This is a genomic window from Cystobacter fuscus, assembly GCF_002305875.1.
GTDB classification, from domain to species: Bacteria; Myxococcota; Myxococcia; order Myxococcales; family Myxococcaceae; genus Cystobacter; species Cystobacter fuscus_A.
Map to the genome: position 1 here is coordinate 8,719,388 of NZ_CP022098.1, position 22,113 is coordinate 8,741,500.

The following is a 22,113-nucleotide window of genomic DNA, read 5'->3' on the forward strand; positions in this document are numbered from 1 at the left end:
CCAGGTGAAACGATGTCGGGACTCGACGTACGGCTCATCGTGAGTTTCTGCCTGGCCATCGCCTTCGACGTGGCAATGCCCTTCCTCCTCGCGCGCTGGGTGCGGCACCGGCTGGGCTTCGCCAGGAAGACGATCGAAGTGGGAGCGCTGGCCTTCGCCCTGTCACAATTGCTGACGCGCGTGCCCGCGGTCCAGGTGATTCAGTACCAACTGCGCGAGGAGCTGAAGAGCTCCCAGACCCTGCTCACCCTGTGGATCGTCGCCCTGTCCCTCTCCGCCGGACTGTTCGAGGAGACAGCGCGGCTCATCGCCTTCAAATACCCGCTCAAGGACTTCCGGCGCTGGCGCGACGCGGTGGGATTCGGCATCGGCCATGGTGGGCTGGAGTCCGTCGTGCTGGTGGGAGGGATGGCGATCATCGGGCTCATCAACGTGGTGGCGCTCTCACGGATGGATCCCTCCACGCTTCCGCTGCCCGCGGAGCAGCTCGAGCAGGTTCGCGCCGCGAAGGCCCAGGTGGCCGGGCTGCGCTGGTGGGAGCCCCTGCTGGGCGCCTATGAGCGGGTGAACGCCATGGCGTTTCACGTCGCCATGAGTGTACTGGTCCTCCAGCGCATCCTCCGCGACCAACGCCGCTGGTACTGGCTGGCCCTGGGCCTCCATACGCTGTTCAATCTGAGCTCCGTCCTGGTGGCGCGAGCCGCGGGCAACGTGGCCGCCGAGGGCGTCGTCACGGGGTTTGGCCTCCTGTCGCTGTGGATCATCCTGCGGCTGCGCGAGAAGGGCGAAGGGGACGGGCCAGGAACCGAGCCCGTCCTCCCTTGAGGCGCGGCGTCGTCCTCCCCTCAGTCGGAGCGTCTCGTTTCCCGATGCGCCCGCGCCTCTCCATCCAGGGCACTGCGCAGGAGGAACTCCGCGACCCAGCGTTGAGACCTCGCGTCGTACGCGCCCCGCTCTCTCAGCCGCGCCCTCACGGCGAGCGCGAACGCGTAGCTGCCCGCCTCGAGGGAGGCTGGCAGGGGACGGACGAAGAGGGTGTCCTCGGGCGGAGGGCAGAGCGCCTCCACCTCGCGCGCCCATGCTGGCTCCGAGGCCAGACACGCCTCGGGAACGAACCCCCGCGCCACCTCGAGCAGACGACGGGAGCGCTCGGCCCGACGTGCCGAGGCCGCCATCCCCGCACCCTCCCGAAGACGCTCGGGGAGCACGCCCCCACACGCCGTGGACAGTCCCGCCAGCAGGGCCTGCGCCCGCCGCTGGACGGAACCAAACCGCGCCGCCTCCCCGAGCACCCGCTCCATGTCCGCGTGACAGCGGGCGAGCACCTCGGGGGAAACGGGCCCCTCCCCTCGCGCCGCTTCCGCGCAAGCGCCGGGAGGAAGGGCGCCCACCAACCCCATCCACCCCCCCAACACCAGGGCATACAGGCTCATAGCCAGTTCTCCGGAACGCGCTCGCGACGGAGGTCGCGCAAGCCCTCGGTCAGCAAGGGCAGCAGTCGCCGCGCCTCCGGGGGCGGTGGTTGACGGCGGGACAGCTCGGCCTCGAAGGACTGGATGACGGACAGCGCCTCGCCCCGGCCCAGCCGGGAGAAATCCGGGGCGCTCCAGCCCAGCGCCGCGAAGCCTCGCTGAAGGCTCGCCTGATGGGTCCGTTGAAACTGAACGGCGACGTTGCCGTAGAAGAGGACCCGCAGCGTCTGATCCCTCGCCCGCTCCAGGCCCGCGCGCTCCGAGGCGGACACCTCGGGCCGTCCCAGCAGGGCCTGGAGGGTGTTGTAGTGCTCGCGCAACGGGCCGCGCTGGGCATCTCGAACCGCCTCCGCGCCCGAGAAGGAGCGCGCGAAGCTCCCCTGGCCCGAGGCGTAGCGGGTCCTCAGCTCGTCGAGGTTCGCGTTCACGGCGGCGGTCTGATAGCCGTCGCGACGTGACCACACCGCGAGGTTCTCTCCCTTGCGCAGGCCCCGGGCCGCATCCGCCTGGAGCGCGTTCACCTCGCCTCGCGTGGCCTTCTCCCAACGAGCCAGGTGGGCCGTGGAGCCGGAAGCGGCTCCGGGAGCGCTGCCGTGATAGGCCCACACCGTCCGCACCTGGGGGAAGATGGCGCGCCACGCCTCCACCGTGGTCTGCCCTCCGTTGTAACAGGCCGCGACGCACAGGTCCTCGATACCGGCCGCCGCGCGAGGCAGGGCCGCCGCGAGCTGGGCGATGTTGTCGCGTGACAGCACGCCATTCTTGAAGCCCCGCTCCTCGCCCCACAGGCTCGAACCACCGCTGTGTCCCGAGAGCACGAGGCGAGAGGGAATGACTCCACCCTTCTCCGCCCGGGCCCACACCTGGGCCAGTTGCGCGAGCTCATCCCGGGCATCCTCCCCCGCGCCCGCGAGAGCCGCCGCCACCCGCTGGGACTGGGCCCAGGGCAGCTCCAGGGTGGCCACGAAGGACTGGAGGCCCGCCTCCCCCTTCAGATCGTGAACCTTCTCGCCGCCCCGCGCGCTCGAGGTCACGACCTGATCGTTGCGGACGGTGTCCTGGAGGGTGGTCACCCGCGCCCTGGGATTGGCGCGGTGAATGGCTTCGGCTTCGGTCCCGGTATGTGGATTCATCCCGAGCACGAGGACATCATCGTTACGGCTCGAACCAACGCGGTTCATGTTCGCATCTCCTCCGGCCGCGCGGGTTCTCCCGAATCCCTCACGAGTCAGGACGCGCGGCGAACCACCCCAGGGCAAATCGCGGGCCAGCCGGACGCGAACCGCGCCCCGAGGGCTCCGTGCGGAAGCGGGCTCACGACCCATGTCCCATGCGGCGCACTCCATCTTCCGTCGGAGACGGTCATGGCCTCTCCCCTGGGAAGGGAGCGGGAGGACGGAGGAAACATCCCGGTGCGGACAGCCGTTGAGCCGTCCCGCGAATGTCAGCACAAAACTCCCGGCCGTCTGCTTCCCTGGCCCGTTCCACGCTCATCCAGATGGGCGTGCGCATCGGCGTCATCATCCTCCTGACCACGCTGATCAGCTATGTCCACATGTTCCACACGCTGCGTGAGGACGCGCGTCATCAATTGAGACGGCATGTGGAGGAGCGCAGCCAGCGAGAGCAGGCCATCTTCGTCCTGGCGGAGGACAACCACGCGCTCCTCAAGAAGGCGCTGGCGGAGCGCATCCGGGCCTGGAGCCAGGAGGACCCCAACTCCCGCTTCGACAGCCTGTTCACCCAGCAGCCCGACGGCTCGGTTCGCTCCCGCGCGGAGGGCTTCGACGCGACGAAGATGGTGGGTGTCTTCATCCCTCCGGGCGTGAAACCCGACACGGAGCTGCGCCGCCGCATCCTGGCCGCCTACGACGTCCTCACCCAGTACGGGCCCGCCTTCTCGACGCGCTTCAACAGCACCTACATCACCCTGGTGGAGGGGCCGGTCCTCTCCTACTGGCCCTCGGTTCCCAACTGGGCGCAGGAGATCCCCGCGGACGATCCGACGCTCGAGTACGAGTACTACACCATCAGCACGCCCGAGAAGAACCCGAGCCGCGGCACGGTCTGGAGCGGCATCTTCCAGTACCCCGTCACCCAACACTGGATGGCCACGGTCACCACCCCGCTGGACATGGAGGGCCGCCATGTCGCCTCGCTCGCCCATGACGTCCTGCTGGATGAGCTGATGGAGCGCTCCATCAAGGACCACCTGGACAACGCCTACAACCTGCTCGTGCGCGATGACGGCCAGCTCATCGCCCATCCCTCGCTGGACCTCGAGGGGGCCAACGTCGGCTACAACATCCTGGGGAACGCGCTGAAGCCCGGGGAGTTTGCCCCGAAGCTGGACGCCGAGGAGCAGGCGCATCTGCGGCGGATCTTCGAGAAGGTGCGCGACCGCACCTCTGACGAAAGCCTCCTGGAGCTACCGGAGCAGGACGAGTACCTGGCCGTGGATCGGCTCGAGGGGCCGGATTGGAACTTCGTCACGGTGCTCCCCGCGCACGTGGTGTCCGCGGCGGCCTTGCGGTCGGCGCACTATGTCCTGGTGTTCGGTCTGGTGTCGCTGCTGCTGGAGCTGCTCATCATGTACTGGGTGCTCCAGCAGCAGATTGCCCGGCCCCTGCTGGCGCTCACCCAGGCGGCCGAGCACGTGGCCTCCGGTGACTTCCAGGTGGAGCTGGACGCCTCACGGCGTGATGAGCTGGGGCAGTTGGCGAGTGCCTTCCGGACCATGTCCGACAAGGTGAAGCAGCGGGAGGAGCAGCTCCGGCAGGCCAACGATGGGCTGGAGCAGCGGGTGGAGGAACGCACCCGGGAGCTGAAGACGGTGCACGGGCAACTGGTGCAGACGGCCCGGCAGGCGGGCATGGCGGAGATCGCCACCAACGTGCTGCACAACGTGGGCAATGTGCTCAACAGCGTCTACACCTCCTCCCAACTGGCGCTGGACGGCGTGCGCGAGCTTCGGCTGGAGCACGTGAGCAAGACGGCCACCCTGCTCGAGAAGCACCAGGAGGAGCTCGACACCTTCATCAAGCGGGATGCGCGCGGACGCAACGTGCTGCCCTTCCTGCACAAGCTGGGAACCAACCTGCTGGACGAGCGTCAGAAGATCATCGGTCTGCTCGAGGACGTGTGCCGGTACACGGAGCATGTCGGAGACATCGTCAAGGTGCAGCAGAACCACGCCCGGACCCCCCGGCTCAACGAGCCCGTCTCCCTCGCGACGCTGGTGGACGACGCGCTGCGCATCAACACGGCCGCGCTCAGCCGGCACCAGGTGAAGGAAGTGCGGCAGCTGACCTACCTGCCACCGGTGATGACAGACAAGCACAAGGTGCTGATGATCCTGGTCAACCTCATCAGCAACGCGAAGTACGCCATGGATGACACCCCCGCGGAGCAGCGCCTGCTGACCGTGAAGCTGGACGTCCCCGTCGCCGATCGCGTGCGCATCGAGGTTCGAGACAACGGCATGGGCATTGCCCAGGAGCTGATGACGCGCATCTTCCAGTATGGATTCACCACCCGCCTGGAGGGGCACGGCTTTGGCCTGCACTCCTGCGCGGTGGCGGCCCAGGAGCTGGGCGGCAATTTGAAGGCCCACAGCGAGGGGCCCGGGCGTGGCGCCACCTTCACGCTGGAGCTGCCCTATCAGCCCCTCGAGGAGACTGCCTGCTCATGATGGAGCCGCGACAACGCATCCTGGTCACCGACGTTGTCTCGGGCGCGCGAGGACCTGGAGCCGCGTCAGTGGGAGCAGTTGGACCGCGAGCTCACCGCGGCGAAACGGGCCTTCGAGCGCTTCTCGCGCGCCGCGAGGACGAGCGGGCAAGCCGCCGAGGTGGCGAGGGGAGCCGAGGGTCTCGCCCAGGCTGGACGCGCAAGCGAAGCCCCTTTAGCGCTCTCCCGGGTGGGCCCGGTGCTCGTGGCCCTCGCCCTGCTCTGGCCCTCCAACACCGCCGGGCCGGAGTCCGACAGCCGTCCGCCCTGGGTCGACGCTCAACGGGAATTCGAGGCACGGCTGCGGGACGTCTCGGAAGCCTCGCGACAGCTCATGGCGGAACTCGAGGCCCAGCCTCGTGCGGCGAAAGCACCGGCCCGGAAGCCCTCGCCGCAGAAGCAGCCCGCGTCCGCCCTCGTGGAGGAAGACGACCCGAGATGCAAGCCCATCCCCTTGCCTCGCCACCTTGCTGATAATTTCGACAAGCACTCGCCGCGATCCCGGAAGTTTCTTGCGGAGGTGAAGTTCCCGGAGATCAGACGAGAGAAGATGCTCGCACAGGCCGAAGCGCGCCAATGCCAGGAGGACAAGGCGCGACTTCTGGCCGAACTCAAGGAACCCGGCGGACTCATGGGCGCCGCATGGCTGGAGCGTGAAATGCTGGTTGCGTCAGACGACATTTCCCAAGCGTTGAAGCACCACCCCGCAGACGCACTCAGGACAACAGGAGCCCGAAGCTACAGCCACCCGGAAAGCATGGCGGTAAGGCTTCAACTCGCAAATCCTGGCGCCAAGCCCTGGACGGCAGCGGGAGCAATGTTGAAGGACTCGACAGGCGCCGAGGTGGAGCTTTCTGCGTGGCAAGCGTCGGCCATTGCTCCCGACACTCTTGGCTTTGTCGTGGTGGGCACTGAGAGGCAGCCGGGGCAATTCGCCTGCCCCTGCACCCTCAGGCGGTGGGAAGCGCAGGGGCCCCGCACCGTCACCCTCGGGAACGTAACGTTCCCGCCTGTAGAGCAAGGAGGCGAGCGCGAGTGAGTGGTGTCGCCGCGTCGTGCGGCCCGAGGGAAGCGCAACCTACCCGATGGGTTTTCGGCACCTTACCAGACCCGACGGCTTGACCTAGCCATCAGCCGTTTTCTGTAATCGGCGGGTTTGGCTTCCAACTCGGGCGGCTTGCCCGGAGAGGTGCGTAAATGTCTAGGCGTGCCGTCGATACTCGCCCGGTGGACACACGGAGGCCCTTACGCGTGGGGGCGCTGGCCCTGGCTGCGTTGATGCTGGTGACAGCGTGCGCCACGGGGGCGCCCGTGGACATGGCTTCCCGTTACCGTCCGCCCGTGTCGCACAACTCGCCCGAAGCGGGGGCCCTGGAGTCGGAAGCTGACGCCGGGGGCCAGGGAGAGGCTTTCTTTACGAAGCTGCCAACGGACTTCGCGCCGGTGCAGGTGAGTAACGCTGAGTTCTCGGCAGCCATGACAGCGCTCTGGCTTAACATGCCGCTTCGGGTGGCCGCGTCCCGCCCACCGTTGTATGTCGGCCGTAGGCTGGCGTTGGCCTCCGCGCCGTTGAGCGGCGAAGCGTGGCAATCAGACCTGGCCCGGTCCTATGGGCAGTTTTGCGAGCGGTGCGGCACTCCCGGAGATTGTCTGACGCTGTTTGAGGATGGGCCCCGCTTCCAGGATGAAGACAAGCGAAGTCTTGCACTTGCACTGGCGGTGGGGCCAGCTTTGGAAGGAGTAAACGCGGAAGTGCGGGGCATGCTCGATCCCACACGAATGCTCTCAGTGATTAGTATTAGCATAACGATTTATATGGCGCTGCTGGTTGCGCCAGTGCCCGAGCCGATAACAAAGGGCGCGGCCCTGGTGTTTAGCGCTGCCCTGTGGGGTTATCTCGGTTATGAATTCTTCGATTTGCTGCGGGCCTATGCACGGCTTTACGAAGATGCGCCCCGGGCCTCCACCTTTGCGGAACTGCGCGAGATTGGCGAGCGTTTCGGGCGTGTCATCGGCCCCAACAGTGTGCGCATTCTCGTCATCGTTGGGACGGCGGCTATTGGTGAGACGGCGGCCCTCGCTTCCAGGGCCCCGAAGCTCCCCGGATTCACGCAAGCGTCGGAGAAAGTCGCGACTCGTACCGGGTTGGGCCTGCTGGAGACGGCAACCGGAGCCGAGCGCCTTATTGTCTCTGTGCCCGAGGGGACGATCCGCGTGGTGTTGGCGCCTCATGCTGTGGCCATGGTTGCCCGGGGCGTTGGCGCCGGGAGTCCTGCGCCGAGTCGGGGTAAGCTCCTCCCCAATGGACACAGGGCGTGGGGGTCGTTTAGTGGCTTCAAGTCAGCTATGGGGAAGGCAGGCCCCGGAAAGGAATGGCATCACATCGTGGAGCAGACTCCGGGCAACGTGAAGCGGTTCGGCGGCGAAGCCCTGCAAAACACCGAGAACGTCATTGCATTAGACAAGATACTACATGGAAAGACGAGTGCGTTTTATTCGTCGGTCCAATGGGGCATCACAAGATCGCGCCTGACCGTGAGGCAATGGCTTAGTCTCCAGCCATACGAGGCGCAGCGGGAGTTTGGTCTGCGCGCCATTGACAATATTAGAAAGGGAATCTGGTGATGAGTCTGGAGGACATTGCGGAGGAATTCGCCCAAAACGTGGCTGCGCAGACGGATGCGATCTGGCGTGGCGACCGCAAAGGCGGGAACAAATATGCAAAGCGGTATATTGCTGCTTACAAGAAGTTGCGCGACCACGGCGAGGCAGGGCGGGATGCGCTCGCAGCATTGTTGACGCATTCACGCATGGACGTTCGAGTCAATGCGGCAATTTGCTTGCTCAGTGATAGACCTGCACAGGCCAAGCCCGTACTAGAGGAGGCCGCCGAAGGAGAAGGCATGATTCCATTTGTTGCATCGGAGGCATTGAAGCATTGGAACGCGGGCACTTGGAGCTTGGACGTTGATTAGGGATAGCAAGAGGGAACGAGCATGACACGCATTCGGAGCCGCACCACAGCGAAGATTCTGGTTGAAAGCACTAATGTTCCACTGTCAGGGGCCGCTGTAGTGTAGCTCCGCAGGCTTCCCGATTGCTCTAGTGGGCTCGGGCTCAGGGCCCGGTGAAGACCAACAGGGCCCGGCAGGCGAAGCTCGGGCCCGGTAGAGGCCACCAGGGCAGGGCATTAGTAGGCAATAGCATCAGCGCCAGAAGCCAGGACGCGGGGCGAAGGGCTCGCCACTTATCGCCCGGCAAGGGGACCAAAAAAGGACCAAATCGAACGGACGCGGATGGACTCGCCCGGACAGATGGGCCCCCCATTTTCAGAGGGAAAGCGCGGGGTGGGCCTCTGGTCCCGAGTGGGGGCGGATCCGCCCTTAGCGGCTTCGATTCCCGCCGCCTCCACGGTTTTTGAGCGGCTCCCGATCGGCTAGCCTCTCTTGCGTGCCGGTCAGCCCTCATCAGGGCTCCGCACGCACCTCGAGGATGACATCTCCCTCCGTCAGCGCGTCCACCACCTCCATGCCCGAGGTGACTTCTCCAAAGGAGGATTAGAACAAAGTCACCCTTCTCGAGAAGCAGCGTGACTACCTCGGCAAGCGGATCGATCAAGGCCGGACTCCTGCAAATGAAATATGGACTTCCTATTGTAGTGCGTCCTGTCGCTGACTCCTATCTTCTGGGTGCTGAAGACCACCCTCTACGAAGGAGTGACACATGATCTTGGTTACCGGAGGTTCAGGTTTCATCGGTTCGCACACCGTTCGTGCGCTGCACGAAATGGGCGAGAAGTGCATCCTCTTCCAGCGACGAACCGGGGAACTCCCGGCTCAACTCGCCGATCTGCCCGTGGCGGTGGCACAGGGGGACGTCACCGATCTGGCGTCGCTGCTCGAAGTCGGCACTCGCCACAAGATCACCGGCATCGTGCATCTCGCGGGCTCCATGCCCTGGCCTCCGACGTCCGAGCCGCCCGTCGACGCCACCCGTAAGGCGCTCGGCGGCCTCCTGAACATCGTGCAGGCCGCCCAGAAGTGGGGCGTCAAGCGCGTAGGCGTCGCGAGCACGATCGGCGTCTACTCCGGTGTCGCGAGCGAAGGCGCTCTCCGTGAAGACATGCCGCTACCGATGTCGGCTCCACACCTGATCCCAACGTTCAAGAAGATCGGCGAACTGCTCAACGAACACCTGTCTAGCGCCACCGGCATCGAGCTCATCAACTACCGGATATCTGGCACCTGGGGCCCAGGCGGTCACGACGATCCGTTCTTCCCTGCGCCCGCGCTCATCCACGCGGCGGTCCGTGGCACGAAGCCGGACCTGTCCCGACTCGTCATTCCCGCCTACGCAGGAAACGCGCTGGACCTCTGCTACGTCAAGGACACCGGCCGCGCCATCGCGATCCTTCAGCTCGCAGAGCGTCTGAACTACCGCACGTACAACGTCGCGTCCGGCCGTGCGACGACGAATGCCGAGGTCGTCGCCGCGATCAAGACTGTCGTTCCCGACGCCCAGCTCGAGCTCCCCACCGGCAAGCCGACCCCTCACAACTACCTCGACATCAGCCGCCTTCAGCAAGACACCGGCTACCAACCCGCCTATGGCACCCAGCGCGCGGCCGAGAACTACATCACGTGGCTGCGCGCGGGCAACGCGCGTTGAGCAAGGGCCCGGGCGCGGTCCACGCGTACGCATCCACCCGATCTGCAAATGGTTTTGAAAGATGCTCTGGTGATCCGAGCCACCGCGCACCAGAGGCCATGAAGGGTCCTGCTCGCGCGCCGCAAGGTTCCGCCTCCCCCTGGCGCATGGCACCCCGCTGCCTTATGTGGCCCTCGCGCCGGGTCCAGCCTCGCACCTGCCGTGGATAGGCCCAGGTGCTTCACAATCGCGCGCACCCCTCGGCACAGAAGCACAGCAGTCCCGAGGGCTATTGGGCTTTTCCTTTGTCTGATCTCCTCATTGCCCTCGGTTCGCTCCTTCGTCTTCCACGTCAGGGCCGAGGCGAGGCGCGTAACAGCAAGGCCGCGCGTTTGATGGCCGAGCGGATGCGGACATAGGTGCCGCACCGGCACACGTTGTCGCTCATGGCCGCGTCGATGTCCGCGTCCGTGGGCTGAGGGTGGCTCTGGAGCAGCGCCACCGCGGCCATGATCTGCCCCGGCTGACAGAAGCCACACTGGGCGGCGTCCTCATCGATCCACGCCTGCTGCACGGGGTGCAGCGCCTCGCCGCCGCCGAGCCCTTCGATGGTGGTCACCCGCTGGCCGTGGACGCCGCCCACGGGCTGGATGCAGGGGCGGAAGGCGTGCCCGTTCAGGTGGCTGGTGCAGGCCCCACACACGCCCACGCCGCAGCCGTACTTGGGCCCGGTGACACCGAACACGTCGCGCAGCACCCACAAGAGGGGCATGTCCTCCGGGGCTTCCAGGGACACCGTCTGGCCATTGAGGAGGAAGTGGTGCAGGGCCATGGGTTCAGGCTCCGGAATCGAGAATGGGAAAGCGGGTGGGCATGACGCCCGTGGCCCGAGCGAGGGCGTTGGACAGGGCGGCGGCGGCGGTGGGGTAGCCCAGCTCGCCCACTCCGCCCACGCGCTCATCCGAGCGCACGAGGTGGACGCGGATGTCCGCGGGCGTGTCCCTCATGCGCAGCCACTTGTAGTCGGCATAGCTGCCCTCGCGCACCGCGCCCGCGTCCAGGTGCAGCCCCGCGCTCAGCGTCGTGGAGAAGGCGTCCACGGTGGCGCCCTGCAATTGGGCCTCGACGCTCCGGGGATTGATGGGCAGGCCGACATCGGCGGCCACGGTGACGCGCGTCACGCGGGGCGTGGGCCCACGGGTGTCCACCTCGACGAGGTGGGCCACGGCGCTGTTCCACTCCTCGTGCACGGCCACGCCCTGCGCCACCCCGGGGGGCAGCGCACGGCCCCACTGGCCCTCGCGCGCCACCGTGTCCAGCACCGCCAGGAGCCGGCTCGAGGTGAGCCGCGAGCGCCGCCACTGCACGGCGTCCACACCGAGCTCGCGCGCCACCTCGTCCAGGAAGACCTCGTTGGCCACCACGACCTGGCTGCTGTAGACGGAGCGGAACGAGGCCGTGGGGATGGGCAGCGAGACCTGGAGCAGCTGCTGGCTCACCAGGCCCAGGCGGTAGGGCACCTGCTGGGTGAGCAGGAAGAAGGCCTCGCTGGCGAGCTCGGGAGACAGCCCGCTGCCCAGGGACGTGGCCAGGTCCCCGAAGCCATGCGAGAGATCCAGGGTGGGGATGACGGCCTGGTGGTTGTAGCCGAGCACGACGCCACCGGGGCCCACCCAGGCGAGGAGCCGGTGATGGCTGGCGGGGCGGTAGCGGCCCTGGCGCATGTCGTCGTTGCGCGTCCACATCAGCCGCACCGTCCGGCCGAGCGCCCGCGACACGAGCGCGGCCTCGATGGCGGGCTCGGAGAAGAACCGCCGGCCGAAGGCGCCGCCCGCGCGCTGGGGGTGGACCTGGACGCGCCCGGGCGTCAGGGCCCAGCCGAGCGCCGTGGCGACCTCGCGCTGGGTGAACTGGGGATCCTGCGCGCCGAGCCATACCTCGGCGCTGTCGCCCACGACGCGGGCGACGCAGTCCTGGGTCTCCAGGGGCGCGTGCGCGAGGTAGGGGAAGTCGAAGCGGGCTTCGAGCGTGCGCGTGGTGAACAGGGGCGGCAGGGGCCGGGGACCAAGTCGGGCCTCGAGCGTGGCCCGGATGTTCGCGTCGGACAGGCCCGCGGCGGGACCCGGTTGCCAGGAGATCTTCAGGGCGTCGCGCGCCGCCAGGGCCTGGGCGAAGTTGTCCGCGGCGACCGCCACGCCATGGGGAAGGGGCACCACGCCCACGACGCCGGGCAGGGCGAGCGCGGCCGAGGCGTCATAGGACCGCACCGTCCCCCGGAGCGTGGGCGGCCGGGCCACCACAGTACAGACAGCCTCGGGGTGGGACAGGTCGAGCGTGAAGCGCGCGGCGCCGGTGACGAGCGCGCGCGCATCGACCCGCCCCGTGGGCTGGCCGACGAGGGTATACGCGCTCGGGGACTTGGGCCGGGGCGAGACCTCGGGGATGAGTACCTGGGCGGCCTCGTGGGCGAGCGTCCCATAGCCCGCCCGGCGCCCATCGGGAGCGAGCACCTCGCCCTGGGCGGTGGTGAGACTGGAGGCGGGCAGGTGCCAGCGGTGGGCGGCGGCGGTGATGAGCCGGGCGCGGGCGCACGCGGCGGCGGCGCGCGCGGGGTCGGCGAGGTAGCGCATCGTGGTGGACAGACCAGTGAGCTGCACGAGCCAACGGGGGTCCGCGTCCGCCGAGCGCACGTCCACGCTGGAGAGGTTCGCGTCGAGCTCCTCGGCCACGAGCATGGCCATGCCGGTGGAGATGCCCTGGCCGGTCTCGGTGCGGGGCATCGTGAGCGCGATGCGGCCATCCGGGTGCAGGGCGAGGAAGAGATCGAAGGTGGCGGCGTCGGCGGCGGTCTGGGCCGCGGCGGCCTCGGGCCCCAGCCGCGCCGCGATCACCAGCGTGGGCGCGGCCACCATCCAGGTGAGCAACCGCCGCCGGTCGATGTGGACCTCGACAAAGGTCGTGTCTGGCTTCGGAGTGTCGGCCATCCGAGAAGCGTGGCACGTCCCATGCCAGAGGAACAATGACCCCAACGGACGTCACGCGCCGTATCAGACGGTGTGAAAGCCCACGTGGAAGCAACGCCTGGCCTGCCCCCTCGCCGGAAGAGCCTCATTCGGGACGTAGGGGCATGTCCTCCAGGGCCGCTTGAGACCCCCTGCCCTCCGCCCCAACTTTCGGCGGCGCGGAATTCCCCGCGCGGAGTCAGGAGGAGGACGGCATGGCGGCGATGGACATGAACAAGATGATCAAGCAGCTCAATGACCTCATCGCGCTGGATATCGACGCGGTGGGAGCCTACGAGGCGGCCATCAACCGCATCGACGTGGAGTCCCTGCGGATGAACCTGCGGGAGTTCCAACAGGACCATGAGCGGCACATCCGGGACCTGTCGCAGGTGGTGAGGACGCTGGGCGGCACGCCGAGGCAGAAGCCGGACGCCAAGGGCTTCATCCTCAAGGGCTTCACGGCGGTGACGTCGATGATGGGCACCGAGGCGGCGCTGCAGGCGATGCGGGGCAACGAGAACCTCACCAACCGCACCTACCGCAACGCGCTGAACGAGGAATGGGGCCCCGAGGCCCGCGCCATCATCGAGCGCAACTACATGGACGAGCAGCGGCACCTGGCCTTCATCGAGGACGTGCTGCGCACCCGCCCCTGGGAACAGACTCCGGTGCAGCCGTAGGCATCCCCGGAGCCCGAGGGCCGGAGCAACCGGGGTAGAAGCCCGGGCCGCCCGACGGCCCGGCCCCGGAGGACGGGCGCATCCAGTGCGACCTTCGGCAAGTACGCCCGAGAGGCGGGCTCGTGGAGCCGCCTCCTCGATCCGTTGGAACGCATCACTTCCGGGCCTTGAACACGGGGCACCCGAAGCGGCGCACCGTCCTGGCGCCCAGGGCGAGCGCCACGACACGTGAGATCTGCTCGATCGCCGAGTTCGTCTCCAGGCGGTCGTACTCCGTGGCGAACGTCAAGATGAGGTGGACCGTTCCGAGCGAGGAGTCCTCGAAGAGGGTCATGCTCTTGAAGCCAGGGTAGTCGGAGAGGCCTTCCAGGGCGCGTTCCCGGGCGATGGCATCCACGCGCGAGAACTCCCGGGGATCGGCTCCCTCGAAGACGATGACCTCCGCAGCCTTCATGACGTCCTCTCGGGCGCCACACCCTCCTCGCGCCCGGGGCGCGCTTCATACATGGCTTGCCCGCCGCTGACCAGGGACGCGCGCCACCCCGAGATGATCGGTTTCCCAATCATCCCTCCCGCCGGACGTCAGAACACGTTCGCGTCGAGGAAGGCGCCCAGCTCCTTGGCCATCGCCGCGTGGACCTCGGCCGTGGGGTGCCAGTCCTCGCCGTAGGGGTCGGTCAGGACGGGGGTATAGGCGAAGTAGTAGACATTCGAGTCGCCCTCCTCGTGGAGGACATCCACCATGTCGGAGACGTACTTCTGGATGAGCGTCCAGTGCTTGCGGCCCGCGGGGTAGTTGTCGTTCATCAGCGGACCGATGGTGCAGACGATCTTCGCCTTGGGATAGTACCCGCGCAGTTGCTGGACGAAGGCCTTGTAGGCGTCCTGGAAGGGCCTGGCGGGCGGGGCGCTCGGCATGTTGCTCTCATCGCGCACGTTGAAGTCATTGTTGCCCAGGTTGATGACGATGACCTCGGGCACGAAGAGCGAGGTGTTCCAGAGCGGCTTGTCCTGGCCGGGGTAGATGCGCCGGTAGAGGTTGGGAAAGGCCTTCTCGCCCGTCGAGCCGTTCAGGTTGCGGTAGACGCCCATGCCCGAGATGCAGGTGGTGATCACATCGGCGTCGTACTTGCGGCCCAGCAGTGAGCCATAGGCCTTGGAGATGTCTTCGTTCTCCGAGTGGTAGCCGGTGTTCGGCTCGGTGTAGGTCGGGGCGTAGATGCGCACCTCGTTGCCATAGCCGCAGGTGATGGAGTCACCGATGAACTCCATGCGCCGCGTGGGCCAGGGGGGTGGATCCAGCAGGCTGCCCTGGAGGCTGAGCCCCAGGAAGCGGATGGTGCCGGCATAGGACTCGGTCCGCTTGACGATCTCGATGACGTGTTCGCCAGGAGGCAGCGCCCGCGCGCCCCGGATCATCCCTCCCTCGCGCCGCAGCTCGACCTTGGCGGCATGCTCGCCATCCACGAGGATGTTGACGAAGTTGGTGTTCTCGTCGCCGCCCTTGCCCTTGTCCTCGAAGGACACGTCCACGCCGGTGCAATCACAGCGAAAGCGGATGGTGGTCCCCGGGTGCGCATAGGTCGGCCCCTCCGGAGTGGTGAAGTCCATGCGTCCGATGAACTGCAACCGCTTGTCATTCGCGGGGAAGTCATACCAGGGGTCGAAAGGCTCACATCCAGCCATGCCGAGGACGAGCGGCAACCACAACCAGCGCGCGAGATTCATCCATTCCTCCGCGCGGGACTATGGCGCGGAGCCACTGGGGCGTCACGCGATATTGACGAGACATGGAATCCCCATGGGACCCGTCTTCCATTGATTGCTCGGCTGTCCGCATGAAAGGGATTGCATGTGTACTGGAGGCTTCCAGGGCATCTGGAATCCAGACCCGAGCGGCGTATGCGGTTAACATGGAGCGCATGACGCCTACCGCCGAGCAGTTCGATCTCAATCCCGTCAGTCCCCAGAACCTCGCGGACCCTGTTCCGTTCTACCGGGAGCTCCAGCGCCAGGCGCCCGTGTACTGGGCGGCACCCATCCATACCTGGCTCGTGTCCCGCCACGAGGACGTGGTGGCCAGCTTCCGCGACCCGCGCCTGAGCGCCAACCGGACGGCGTTCTTCGAGCACCAGGTGCAGAGCCTCGGCCCGGCCAGCATCCAGGACTTCATGAAGATCATCCGCAATCAGGTGTTCATGAAGGATGGCTCCGAGCACATCCGGCTGCGCCGCAACATGAACCCGGGCTTCACGGCCCAGTCGCTCGACAAATGGCGGCCCGCCATCCGCCGCACGATGGAGCAGTTGCTGGAGCGCGTCCAGGGCCGTGGCCGGATGGATCTGGTGAAGGAGATCTCCCACGAGCTGCCCCCGCTCGTCATCGCCGAGCTGCTCGGCATCCCGGTGGAGGACCGCGAGCGTTTCCGGGCCTGGTCCAAGCCCATGGCCGACTTCTCCAGCCCCGCGCCGGGCGCGGACATGGGCGTGCTCGTCCAAGAGGTCAACCGGGCGATGATGGCGTTCAGTGGCTACCTGACGCGGATCGTCGAGGAGCGCCGGAGCGCGCCCGGGCCGGACGTCATCAGCCAGATGGTGAGCGCCGAGGAGGAGGGCAAGCTGACGACGGAGGAGGTGGTGTCCAACGCGATGCTGCTGCTCTTCGCCGGGCACACCACCACCACGGACCAGTTCAGCAACTGCGTCCATGCGCTGCTGACCTACCCGGACCAGTTGAAGGCGCTGCGGGACAACCCCGGCCTGCTCGGCTCGACCGTCGAGGAGAGCATCCGCTTCAACCCGGCGGTGCCCTTCATCGGCCGCGTCGCCGTGGAGGACTTCGAGCTGCGCGGGCAGACGATCCGCAAGGGCTCGCACGTGATGTTCGCCCTGGGCGCCGCCAACCGGGACCCGGAGGTGTTCTCCGAGCCGGATCGGTTCGACATCACCCGGGACATGGCGCAGACGCGGCACGTGGGCTTCGGGTTCGGTCCGCACCAGTGCATCGGGTCCGGCCTGGCCCGCCGCGAGCTGGAGATCGCCCTCGAGTTGCTGTTCCAACGGCTGCCCGGCCTGCTCCTGGACGAGGAGCACACGCCCGTCAAACACCACAGCCTGGCGTTCCGCGGGTTCACCTCGCTGCACGTCCGGTGGTAGGCAGGGGGGGGAAATCCACCAGAACGGAGTCACGGCCCATGAAGTCGGTGAAGGGAAGAGTCGCGGCCATCACGGGCGCGGGTTCGGGAATCGGCCGCGCGACGGCGGAGCTGCTCGCGCGCAACGGCTGTCATGTGGCGCTCTCCGACGTGAACGAGCAGGGGCTCGCGGAGACGGCGGAGAAGTGCCGGGGCCACGGCGTGCGGGTGCACACGGCCCGGGTGGACGTCGCGAATCGCGAGGCGATGCACGCCTGGGCCGGCGACGTGGCGCGGGAGCTGGGCGCGGTCCACCTCGTCATCAACAACGCCGGGGTCGCCCTGGGTGCCACCATCGAGGACACCCGGTACGAGGACTTCGAGTGGCTCATGAACATCAACTTCTGGGGCGTGGTGCACGGCACCAAGGCCTTCCTGCCGCACCTCAAGGCGGCGGGAGAGGGCCACATCGTCAACGTCTCGAGCGTCTTCGGGATCATCGCCGTGCCGACCCAGGCGGCCTACAACGCCGCGAAGTTCGCCGTGAAGGGCTTCACCGAGGCGCTGCGCCAGGAGCTGGAGGTCGAGGGACTCCCCATCGGCGTCACGTGCGTGCACCCGGGCGGCATCAAGACGAACATCGCCCGGAACTCCCGGAGCATCCCCCGCAGGGGCTGGGTGGGGCCGAACTCATCCGCGGACTTCGAGAAGCTCTTCGCCACCACGCCCGAGCGCGCCGCGTCCGACATCCGCTCCGCCATCCTCAAGAACCGGCGGCGCCAGCTCATCGGCTCGGACGCCGTGGTCGTCGATCTGCTGCAGCGCCTGATGCCCACCCTCTACCAGCGCCTGCTGGTGGCGGGAGCGCGGCGGCGGTGGAGGAAGATGATGTTGTCCGAGGACCCTTCCTCCTGACGAGGAGCAGACACAGGAGGCAATGGCGTTGACAAGGCGTCCACGCCCGAGCAGAAGCGAGAGCATCCACCAGTCACCAGGGGGGCTCACGATGCGTCACACGCTTGCGATGCTGTGCTGTCTGCTGTCCACGGGTTGTCTGACAACGGCGCCGGCCGCCTACAGCAAGGTACCGAAGGAGCGCGCCACGGAGTGCGCCACGAACTGCGAGGAGCTGGGCATGAAGTTGAGCGGGGTGGTCATCATCAGGAACTCCGCCGGATGCGTGTGCGAGCCGAAGGACTCGGAGACGAAGGTCTCGACGGGCGCGGTGTCGGCCGCGGCGGGAGGTGCGCTCATCACCGAGGAGGAGGAGAAGGCGGCATCGACCGCCCAGTGGAACGCGCAACAGAGTAACGCCACGAGCCCGCGCAACTGAGCCAGACGAGCACGATACGTCCACGCTGCTTGATCAGTGGAAGACAGTGGATGGCTCCGGGCCGCCCCGCTCGGCATGACGGGGTAGCATGGAGGCGCGCACCGACGAGGAGCCCTCCATGACCGTCCGTTTCAACCACACCATCATCGCCGCGAAGGACAAGGTGCGCTCCGCGAGATTCCTCGCCGAGCTCCTCGGGCTGCCCGAGCCGCAACCCTTCGGGCACTTCCAGGCAGTCAAGCTGGATGATGGGGTGTCGCTCGACTACATCGAATCCAGCGGCGACTTCCCCGGCCAGCACTATGCCTTCCTCGTATCGGACGACGTGTTCGACGCGCTGATCGCCAAGATCCGCGAGCGAGGAATCCAGCACTGGGCCGACCCGCAGGGCCGGCACCCCGGTGAGATCAACACCCACGACGGGGGCCGAGGCGTCTACTTCCAGGATCCCTCGGGTCACTTCATGGAGGCCATCACCGTCCCCTACGGCGGCTGGTGACGGGCTCGTCTCGGGGGGGAGCCCATCCGAGAGATGTCAGACCCGACTTGCAAAGTGTGTCTCGAACAGGACACACCTGTAAATGAGGGGAGACATGAAGGCCATGGGAAACCGTTCGAGTATTCGCTGGATGCCATTGTTCCTGACGCTCGCGGGGCTGGGTCAGGTGGCCGCCGAGCCCTTCGAGCCGGGCAACGTGTTGATCAGCACGGAGAACTCCGTCCACGAATACACTCCGAATGGCACGTGGGTGCGCACGCTTCCCATCCCCTACCCCACGGGGACGCGACCCGTCACGGAGAGTGCCCGGGACGCACTGGTGGATGCCAACGGCAACCTCCAGATCTACAACGGCACGTTCGATCCGTACCTGAGCCGGTACGACGTGGCCGCGCAGAGCTGGACCCACTGGACGTTCACGGGCTGGAGTACCGCCAACAACGTGAGCTACGGCGGAATCGCCAGTCACGGCCATTCCATCTTCGTCACGGATATGAGCACCTATGGTCAAGGGGACATCCCGAAGGGGTTGGTGCGCTTCGACCTGCTCACGGGAGGCGCCCAGCGTTTCGCCGACACCATCGACTTCATCGATGTCACCCTGGGCCTGGACGGGCTCCTGTATGGCCTGGCGGGCGACGAGCGCAGCGTCTACGTCTACGACCCGAGCACCCTGACGCAGGTGCGCGCACTCTCGCTGCCCTTTGGCTCGTACATCCGGGGAATCGCGGTCAGCACGGCGGGGGAAATCTACGGGGCCTCGTGGAATGACACCATCCACCGCTTCAGCGCCACCGGCGTGCAACTCGGGGTCATCCCCAGCGGGGCCTACGATCTGGTCGACATCGACATCTCACCCCTCTATGAACAGGTCGTGGTGGGCTCACGGTTCGGGACGATTGTCTTCACGAACCTGGCGCTGACCTACCCCTGGTCCATCAACGTAGGCGGCTCGACAGCTTTCGCCACGTTCGTCCCGCCCGACAACCAGGGCCACGACGACAACAATCTGCTGGTCTCCTCGGGAAACACCCTCACGGAGTAGACCCCCAGCGGGAGCCCGGTCCGTGCCTCGTGGAATCCTTCTCCGCGAGAAACTTCGCGCTCCTCAAGGCGCGGGCGTGAGCCGCCCATACTTGCGCAGGGCCTGGGTGAGCCGGTCATGCGGCAGGGCGAAGACGCGGACGCCATCGGCGCCCGTCTGGGTCTCGGCGGCGAGCAGGGCATTGAGGATGGCCTCCTGCGTGGCCTGCACCGTCGCCTCGAAGAGCGGGTTGAGGTGCTCGTTGTCCAAGAAGCCCACCTGCGCCACCCGGCTCCCGGGTGACGGCTTGGTCGGCTGGGTGGAGAAAGCCAGGAAGATGTCGCCCGAGGAGTCCTCGCCCAGACCGCCCATCTTCCCGATGGCGAGCGGCACGCGGCGGGCGATGCGGCCCAGCTGGTGTGGCAACAACGGCGCGTCGGTGGCCACCACCACGATGATGGAGCCCAGGCCCTCGGACACGGAGCGGGAGGGGATTTCCGCTCTCTGGGCACAGGGCTTCAAGTCCTTGGTGAACGAGGAGGAAGGCGCCTCGTTCCCCGTGTGGCAGGGCAAGAGATCCTTGATCTCCTCACCCACCGGAACCCCCTCCACCGAGAAAAGGGAGCGGCGGCCGTAGTTGCACTGCACCAGCACGCCCAGGGTGTAGCCCCCGAGCGACTCGGGCAGCCGGCGCGAGGCCGTTCCAATTCCTCCCTTGAAGCCGTGGCAGATCATCCCCGTGCCGCCACCCACGTTCCCCTCGGCCACCGGCCCTCCGCGCGCTCCGTCGATGGCCCGCACGGCGTGTTCCGTCTTCACGTGGAACCCATCGATGTCGTTGAGGAGGCCGTCATAGGTCTCCGCCACCACCGGCAGGGCCAGTTCCCACGCCGCGCCATGCTGGACGCCCCACGACACCACCGCGTCGCGCACCACCCCCACGCTGTTGGTGTTGGTCAGCATGACGGGACCGGCGAGCAGACCCGACTCGTTCACCCAATGCGTGCCCGTCATCTCACCATTGCCATTGAGGGCATAGGTGGCGGCGAACATGGACTCGGCCAGCCGGGCGCGGCCCCGGGGCAGCACCGCGGTGACGCCCGTGCGCACCGGGCCCTTGCCCACCCTGAGCCTGCCCTCGCCGGAGACGAGCGTCGTCTGGCCCACCTCCACCCCGGGCACGTCGGTGATCGCATCGAGCGGGCCCGCCTGGCCCCCGAAGGTGATGCCCAGCTCACGCGCCCGGGGCTTCCGGGGAGCGGCCTCCTCCTTCGGAGGAACCGGGGCGAGACCCAGGAGGAACAACGCGGCCAGGGGAACGAAGACGCGGAGGTTCATGCGCCCGGAAAACAGCACGGCCCCTCCTGGATTGCCAAGAAGGACCGTGGGGCACCGCACATCGGGCAACAGAGAACTACTTCACGCGCTCGATGAGGGCGGCGGCGCCCATGCCGCCACCGATGCACATCGTCACCACGCCGTAGCGGCCGTCGCGGCGCTTGAGCTCGCTCAGGATGGTGGCCACCATGCGCGCACCAGACACGCCCAGCGGGTGGCCCAAGGCGATGGCGCCGCCGTTCGGGTTGGCCTTCTCCAGGGGCACGCCCAGCTCGCGGATGCAGTGCAGCGCCTGCGCAGCGAAGGCCTCGTTGAGCTCGAAGACGTCGATGTCCTCGATCTTGAGGTTGTTCTTCGCGAGCAGCTTCTTCACCGCCGGCACCGGGCCCACGCCCATGATCTCCGGAGGCACGCCCGCCACCTGGAAGTCCACGAAGTAGCCCAGCGGCTTGACGCCCAGCTCCTTCGCCTTCTCCTCGCTCATCACCACCGCGGCGGCGGCGCCATCCGTCAGCGGCGAGGCGTTACCGGCCGTCACCACGCCCTTCTGGTTGAAGGCGGGGCGCAGCTTGGCGAGCCCCTCCAGCGTGGTCTCCGGGCGCAGGATGGTGTCCACGGACACCGTCACCTGTTTGGCGTTGCCCTCCTCGTCATACACGGTGGTGGTGACGGGGAAGATCTCGTCCTTGAACTTGCCCTGCTCGCGCGCGGTGGCCGCCTTGCGCTGGCTCTCGTAGGCGAACTTGTCCGCGTCCTCGCGCGACACGCTGTAGCGCGAGGCGATGTTCTCCGCGGTGGCGCCCATGGAGGTGTAGACCTCGGGGTACTTCTCCATGATCTCCGGGTTGGCGCTCACCTTGTTGCCGCCCATGGGCACCATGGTCATGGACTCGGTGCCACCGGCCACGGCGACCTGGATGGACCCCGCCTGGATGGCCTGCGCCGCCTGGGCGATGGACTGCACGCCCGACGAGCAGAAGCGGTTGATGGTCATCCCCGGCACGGTGTCCGGCAGCCCCGCCAGCAGCGAGGCGTTGCGCGCCACGTTCATGCCCTGCTCCGCCTCGGGCATGGCACAGCCGAGGATGACGTCCTCGACCTGCTCGGGCTTGAGGCCGGGCACGCGCGCCACGGCCTCCTTGATGGCGAGGGCCGCGAGCGTATCGGGCCGGGTATCCTTGAACTCTCCCTTGTGCGCGCGGGTGAACGGGGTACGCACCGCGCTGGCAATCACGACTCGACCGGGCATCTGT

The 22,113-nt window shown here is 67.2% G+C and carries 20 protein-coding genes; 12 read left to right on the forward strand and 8 right to left on the reverse strand.

Annotated elements, in window-relative coordinates; all coding sequences use genetic code 11:
• The first annotated feature begins 12 nt into the window (after positions 1 to 12).
• On the forward strand, positions 13 to 825 hold the full coding sequence (locus CYFUS_RS35135) for a YhfC family intramembrane metalloprotease (RefSeq protein WP_095989197.1): 813 nt from the start codon (positions 13 to 15) through the stop codon (positions 823 to 825).
• A 20-nt stretch (positions 826 to 845) separates the two neighbouring features.
• Here the strand turns inward: CYFUS_RS35135 and CYFUS_RS35140 are convergent, their stop codons facing one another.
• Both CYFUS_RS35140 and CYFUS_RS35145 read right to left on the reverse strand, forming a co-directional pair.
• The gene (locus tag CYFUS_RS35140) at positions 846 to 1,433 is read right to left on the reverse strand and encodes a hypothetical protein (protein WP_095989198.1); all 588 of its coding nucleotides are present in this window, start codon (positions 1,431 to 1,433) and stop codon (positions 846 to 848) included.
• Complete coding sequence (locus CYFUS_RS35145) at positions 1,430 to 2,653, reverse strand: hypothetical protein (protein ID WP_095989199.1); 1,224 nt, start codon at positions 2,651 to 2,653, stop codon at positions 1,430 to 1,432. Before CYFUS_RS35145 ends, CYFUS_RS35140 begins: the two co-directional genes overlap by 4 nt.
• A gap of 260 nt (positions 2,654 to 2,913) precedes the next feature.
• Between CYFUS_RS35145 and CYFUS_RS35150 the strand changes: the two genes are divergently transcribed.
• From CYFUS_RS35150 to CYFUS_RS35170, 5 genes are all read left to right on the forward strand, one after another.
• Positions 2,914 to 5,163: an ATP-binding protein gene (locus tag CYFUS_RS35150; RefSeq protein ID WP_095989200.1), complete on the forward strand. Its 2,250-nt coding sequence runs from the start codon at positions 2,914 to 2,916 to the stop codon at positions 5,161 to 5,163.
• Between the two features lie 78 nt (positions 5,164 to 5,241).
• Positions 5,242 to 6,240: a DUF2381 family protein gene (locus CYFUS_RS35155; protein ID WP_157758842.1), complete on the forward strand. Its 999-nt coding sequence runs from the start codon at positions 5,242 to 5,244 to the stop codon at positions 6,238 to 6,240.
• A gap of 278 nt (positions 6,241 to 6,518) precedes the next feature.
• Complete coding sequence (locus tag CYFUS_RS35160) at positions 6,519 to 7,826, forward strand: hypothetical protein (protein WP_157758843.1); 1,308 nt, start codon at positions 6,519 to 6,521, stop codon at positions 7,824 to 7,826.
• Positions 7,826 to 8,176 carry a DUF2019 domain-containing protein gene (locus CYFUS_RS35165; protein WP_095989203.1) on the forward strand — a complete coding sequence of 117 codons (351 nt, stop codon included), beginning with the start codon at positions 7,826 to 7,828 and terminating at the stop codon, positions 8,174 to 8,176. Before CYFUS_RS35160 ends, CYFUS_RS35165 begins: the two co-directional genes overlap by 1 nt.
• 748 nt (positions 8,177 to 8,924) lie before the next feature.
• The gene (locus CYFUS_RS35170) at positions 8,925 to 9,869 is read left to right on the forward strand and encodes an NAD-dependent epimerase/dehydratase family protein (protein ID WP_095989204.1); all 945 of its coding nucleotides are present in this window, start codon (positions 8,925 to 8,927) and stop codon (positions 9,867 to 9,869) included.
• Between the two features lie 331 nt (positions 9,870 to 10,200).
• Here the strand turns inward: CYFUS_RS35170 and CYFUS_RS35175 are convergent, their stop codons facing one another.
• The gene (locus tag CYFUS_RS35175) at positions 10,201 to 10,680 is read right to left on the reverse strand and encodes a (2Fe-2S)-binding protein (protein WP_095989205.1); all 480 of its coding nucleotides are present in this window, start codon (positions 10,678 to 10,680) and stop codon (positions 10,201 to 10,203) included.
• Positions 10,681 to 10,684: 4 nt separating this feature from the next.
• Positions 10,685 to 12,832: a xanthine dehydrogenase family protein molybdopterin-binding subunit gene (locus CYFUS_RS35180; protein WP_095989206.1), complete on the reverse strand. Its 2,148-nt coding sequence runs from the start codon at positions 12,830 to 12,832 to the stop codon at positions 10,685 to 10,687.
• A 233-nt stretch (positions 12,833 to 13,065) separates the two neighbouring features.
• Here CYFUS_RS35180 and CYFUS_RS35185 point away from each other — a divergent pair, with 233 nt between their 5' ends.
• The gene (locus tag CYFUS_RS35185; protein WP_198316247.1) at positions 13,066 to 13,533 is read left to right on the forward strand and encodes a ferritin-like domain-containing protein; all 468 of its coding nucleotides are present in this window, start codon (positions 13,066 to 13,068) and stop codon (positions 13,531 to 13,533) included.
• A gap of 154 nt (positions 13,534 to 13,687) precedes the next feature.
• Here CYFUS_RS35185 and CYFUS_RS35190 read toward each other — a convergent pair whose 3' ends face one another.
• Together CYFUS_RS35190 and CYFUS_RS35195 are read right to left on the reverse strand one after the other, a co-directional pair.
• Positions 13,688 to 13,987: a hypothetical protein gene (locus CYFUS_RS35190; protein ID WP_095989207.1), complete on the reverse strand. Its 300-nt coding sequence runs from the start codon at positions 13,985 to 13,987 to the stop codon at positions 13,688 to 13,690.
• 128 nt (positions 13,988 to 14,115) lie between these two features.
• The gene (locus CYFUS_RS35195; protein WP_095989208.1) at positions 14,116 to 15,261 is read right to left on the reverse strand and encodes an SGNH/GDSL hydrolase family protein; all 1,146 of its coding nucleotides are present in this window, start codon (positions 15,259 to 15,261) and stop codon (positions 14,116 to 14,118) included.
• Positions 15,262 to 15,455: 194 nt separating this feature from the next.
• Between CYFUS_RS35195 and CYFUS_RS35200 the strand changes: the two genes are divergently transcribed.
• The 5 genes from CYFUS_RS35200 to CYFUS_RS35220 all read left to right on the forward strand — a co-directional run bounded on the left by CYFUS_RS35200 (position 15,456) and on the right by CYFUS_RS35220 (position 19,543).
• Positions 15,456 to 16,688: a cytochrome P450 gene (locus CYFUS_RS35200; RefSeq protein ID WP_095992421.1), complete on the forward strand. Its 1,233-nt coding sequence runs from the start codon at positions 15,456 to 15,458 to the stop codon at positions 16,686 to 16,688.
• Between the two features lie 38 nt (positions 16,689 to 16,726).
• Positions 16,727 to 17,581 (forward strand): SDR family NAD(P)-dependent oxidoreductase, encoded by an 855-nt coding sequence (locus CYFUS_RS35205; protein WP_095989209.1) that lies wholly within the window; start codon positions 16,727 to 16,729, stop codon positions 17,579 to 17,581.
• A 91-nt stretch (positions 17,582 to 17,672) separates the two neighbouring features.
• The gene (locus tag CYFUS_RS51200) at positions 17,673 to 17,999 is read left to right on the forward strand and encodes a hypothetical protein (RefSeq protein WP_157758844.1); all 327 of its coding nucleotides are present in this window, start codon (positions 17,673 to 17,675) and stop codon (positions 17,997 to 17,999) included.
• A 118-nt stretch (positions 18,000 to 18,117) separates the two neighbouring features.
• A complete protein-coding gene (locus CYFUS_RS35215) occupies positions 18,118 to 18,498 on the forward strand; it encodes a VOC family protein (RefSeq protein ID WP_095992422.1) in 381 nt (126 codons plus the stop codon).
• Between the two features lie 130 nt (positions 18,499 to 18,628).
• Positions 18,629 to 19,543 carry a hypothetical protein gene (locus CYFUS_RS35220; protein ID WP_157758845.1) on the forward strand — a complete coding sequence of 305 codons (915 nt, stop codon included), beginning with the start codon at positions 18,629 to 18,631 and terminating at the stop codon, positions 19,541 to 19,543.
• A gap of 63 nt (positions 19,544 to 19,606) precedes the next feature.
• On the opposite strand, the gene CYFUS_RS35225 is transcribed toward CYFUS_RS35220, so the two are convergent.
• Both CYFUS_RS35225 and CYFUS_RS35230 read right to left on the reverse strand, forming a co-directional pair.
• Positions 19,607 to 20,860, reverse strand: a complete 1,254-nt coding sequence (locus tag CYFUS_RS35225) for a P1 family peptidase (RefSeq protein ID WP_095989212.1) — start codon at positions 20,858 to 20,860, stop codon at positions 19,607 to 19,609.
• A gap of 76 nt (positions 20,861 to 20,936) precedes the next feature.
• Positions 20,937 to 22,109, reverse strand: a complete 1,173-nt coding sequence (locus tag CYFUS_RS35230; protein ID WP_095989213.1) for a thiolase family protein — start codon at positions 22,107 to 22,109, stop codon at positions 20,937 to 20,939.
• Between the last annotated feature and the right edge of the window lie 4 nt (positions 22,110 to 22,113).

Coding starts and splice junctions, on each gene's coding strand:
- CYFUS_RS35185 (WP_198316247.1), top strand. CDS start 13,066: ATGGCGGCGATGGACATGAACAAGATGATCAAGCAGCTCAATGACCTC.
- CYFUS_RS35150 (WP_095989200.1), top strand. CDS start 2,914: ATGTCAGCACAAAACTCCCGGCCGTCTGCTTCCCTGGCCCGTTCCACG.
- CYFUS_RS35180 (WP_095989206.1), bottom strand. CDS start 12,832: ATGGCCGACACTCCGAAGCCAGACACGACCTTTGTCGAGGTCCACATC.
- CYFUS_RS35145 (WP_095989199.1), bottom strand. CDS start 2,653: ATGAACCGCGTTGGTTCGAGCCGTAACGATGATGTCCTCGTGCTCGGG.
- CYFUS_RS51200 (WP_157758844.1), top strand. CDS start 17,673: ATGCGTCACACGCTTGCGATGCTGTGCTGTCTGCTGTCCACGGGTTGT.
- CYFUS_RS35230 (WP_095989213.1), bottom strand. CDS start 22,109: ATGCCCGGTCGAGTCGTGATTGCCAGCGCGGTGCGTACCCCGTTCACC.
- CYFUS_RS35195 (WP_095989208.1), bottom strand. CDS start 15,261: ATGAATCTCGCGCGCTGGTTGTGGTTGCCGCTCGTCCTCGGCATGGCT.
- CYFUS_RS35220 (WP_157758845.1), top strand. CDS start 18,629: ATGCCATTGTTCCTGACGCTCGCGGGGCTGGGTCAGGTGGCCGCCGAG.
- CYFUS_RS35165 (WP_095989203.1), top strand. CDS start 7,826: ATGAGTCTGGAGGACATTGCGGAGGAATTCGCCCAAAACGTGGCTGCG.
- CYFUS_RS35140 (WP_095989198.1), bottom strand. CDS start 1,433: ATGAGCCTGTATGCCCTGGTGTTGGGGGGGTGGATGGGGTTGGTGGGC.
- CYFUS_RS35160 (WP_157758843.1), top strand. CDS start 6,519: ATGGCTTCCCGTTACCGTCCGCCCGTGTCGCACAACTCGCCCGAAGCG.
- CYFUS_RS35200 (WP_095992421.1), top strand. CDS start 15,456: ATGACGCCTACCGCCGAGCAGTTCGATCTCAATCCCGTCAGTCCCCAG.
- CYFUS_RS35170 (WP_095989204.1), top strand. CDS start 8,925: ATGATCTTGGTTACCGGAGGTTCAGGTTTCATCGGTTCGCACACCGTT.
- CYFUS_RS35135 (WP_095989197.1), top strand. CDS start 13: ATGTCGGGACTCGACGTACGGCTCATCGTGAGTTTCTGCCTGGCCATC.
- CYFUS_RS35205 (WP_095989209.1), top strand. CDS start 16,727: ATGAAGTCGGTGAAGGGAAGAGTCGCGGCCATCACGGGCGCGGGTTCG.
- CYFUS_RS35190 (WP_095989207.1), bottom strand. CDS start 13,987: ATGAAGGCTGCGGAGGTCATCGTCTTCGAGGGAGCCGATCCCCGGGAG.
- CYFUS_RS35225 (WP_095989212.1), bottom strand. CDS start 20,860: ATGAACCTCCGCGTCTTCGTTCCCCTGGCCGCGTTGTTCCTCCTGGGT.
- CYFUS_RS35175 (WP_095989205.1), bottom strand. CDS start 10,680: ATGGCCCTGCACCACTTCCTCCTCAATGGCCAGACGGTGTCCCTGGAA.
- CYFUS_RS35215 (WP_095992422.1), top strand. CDS start 18,118: ATGACCGTCCGTTTCAACCACACCATCATCGCCGCGAAGGACAAGGTG.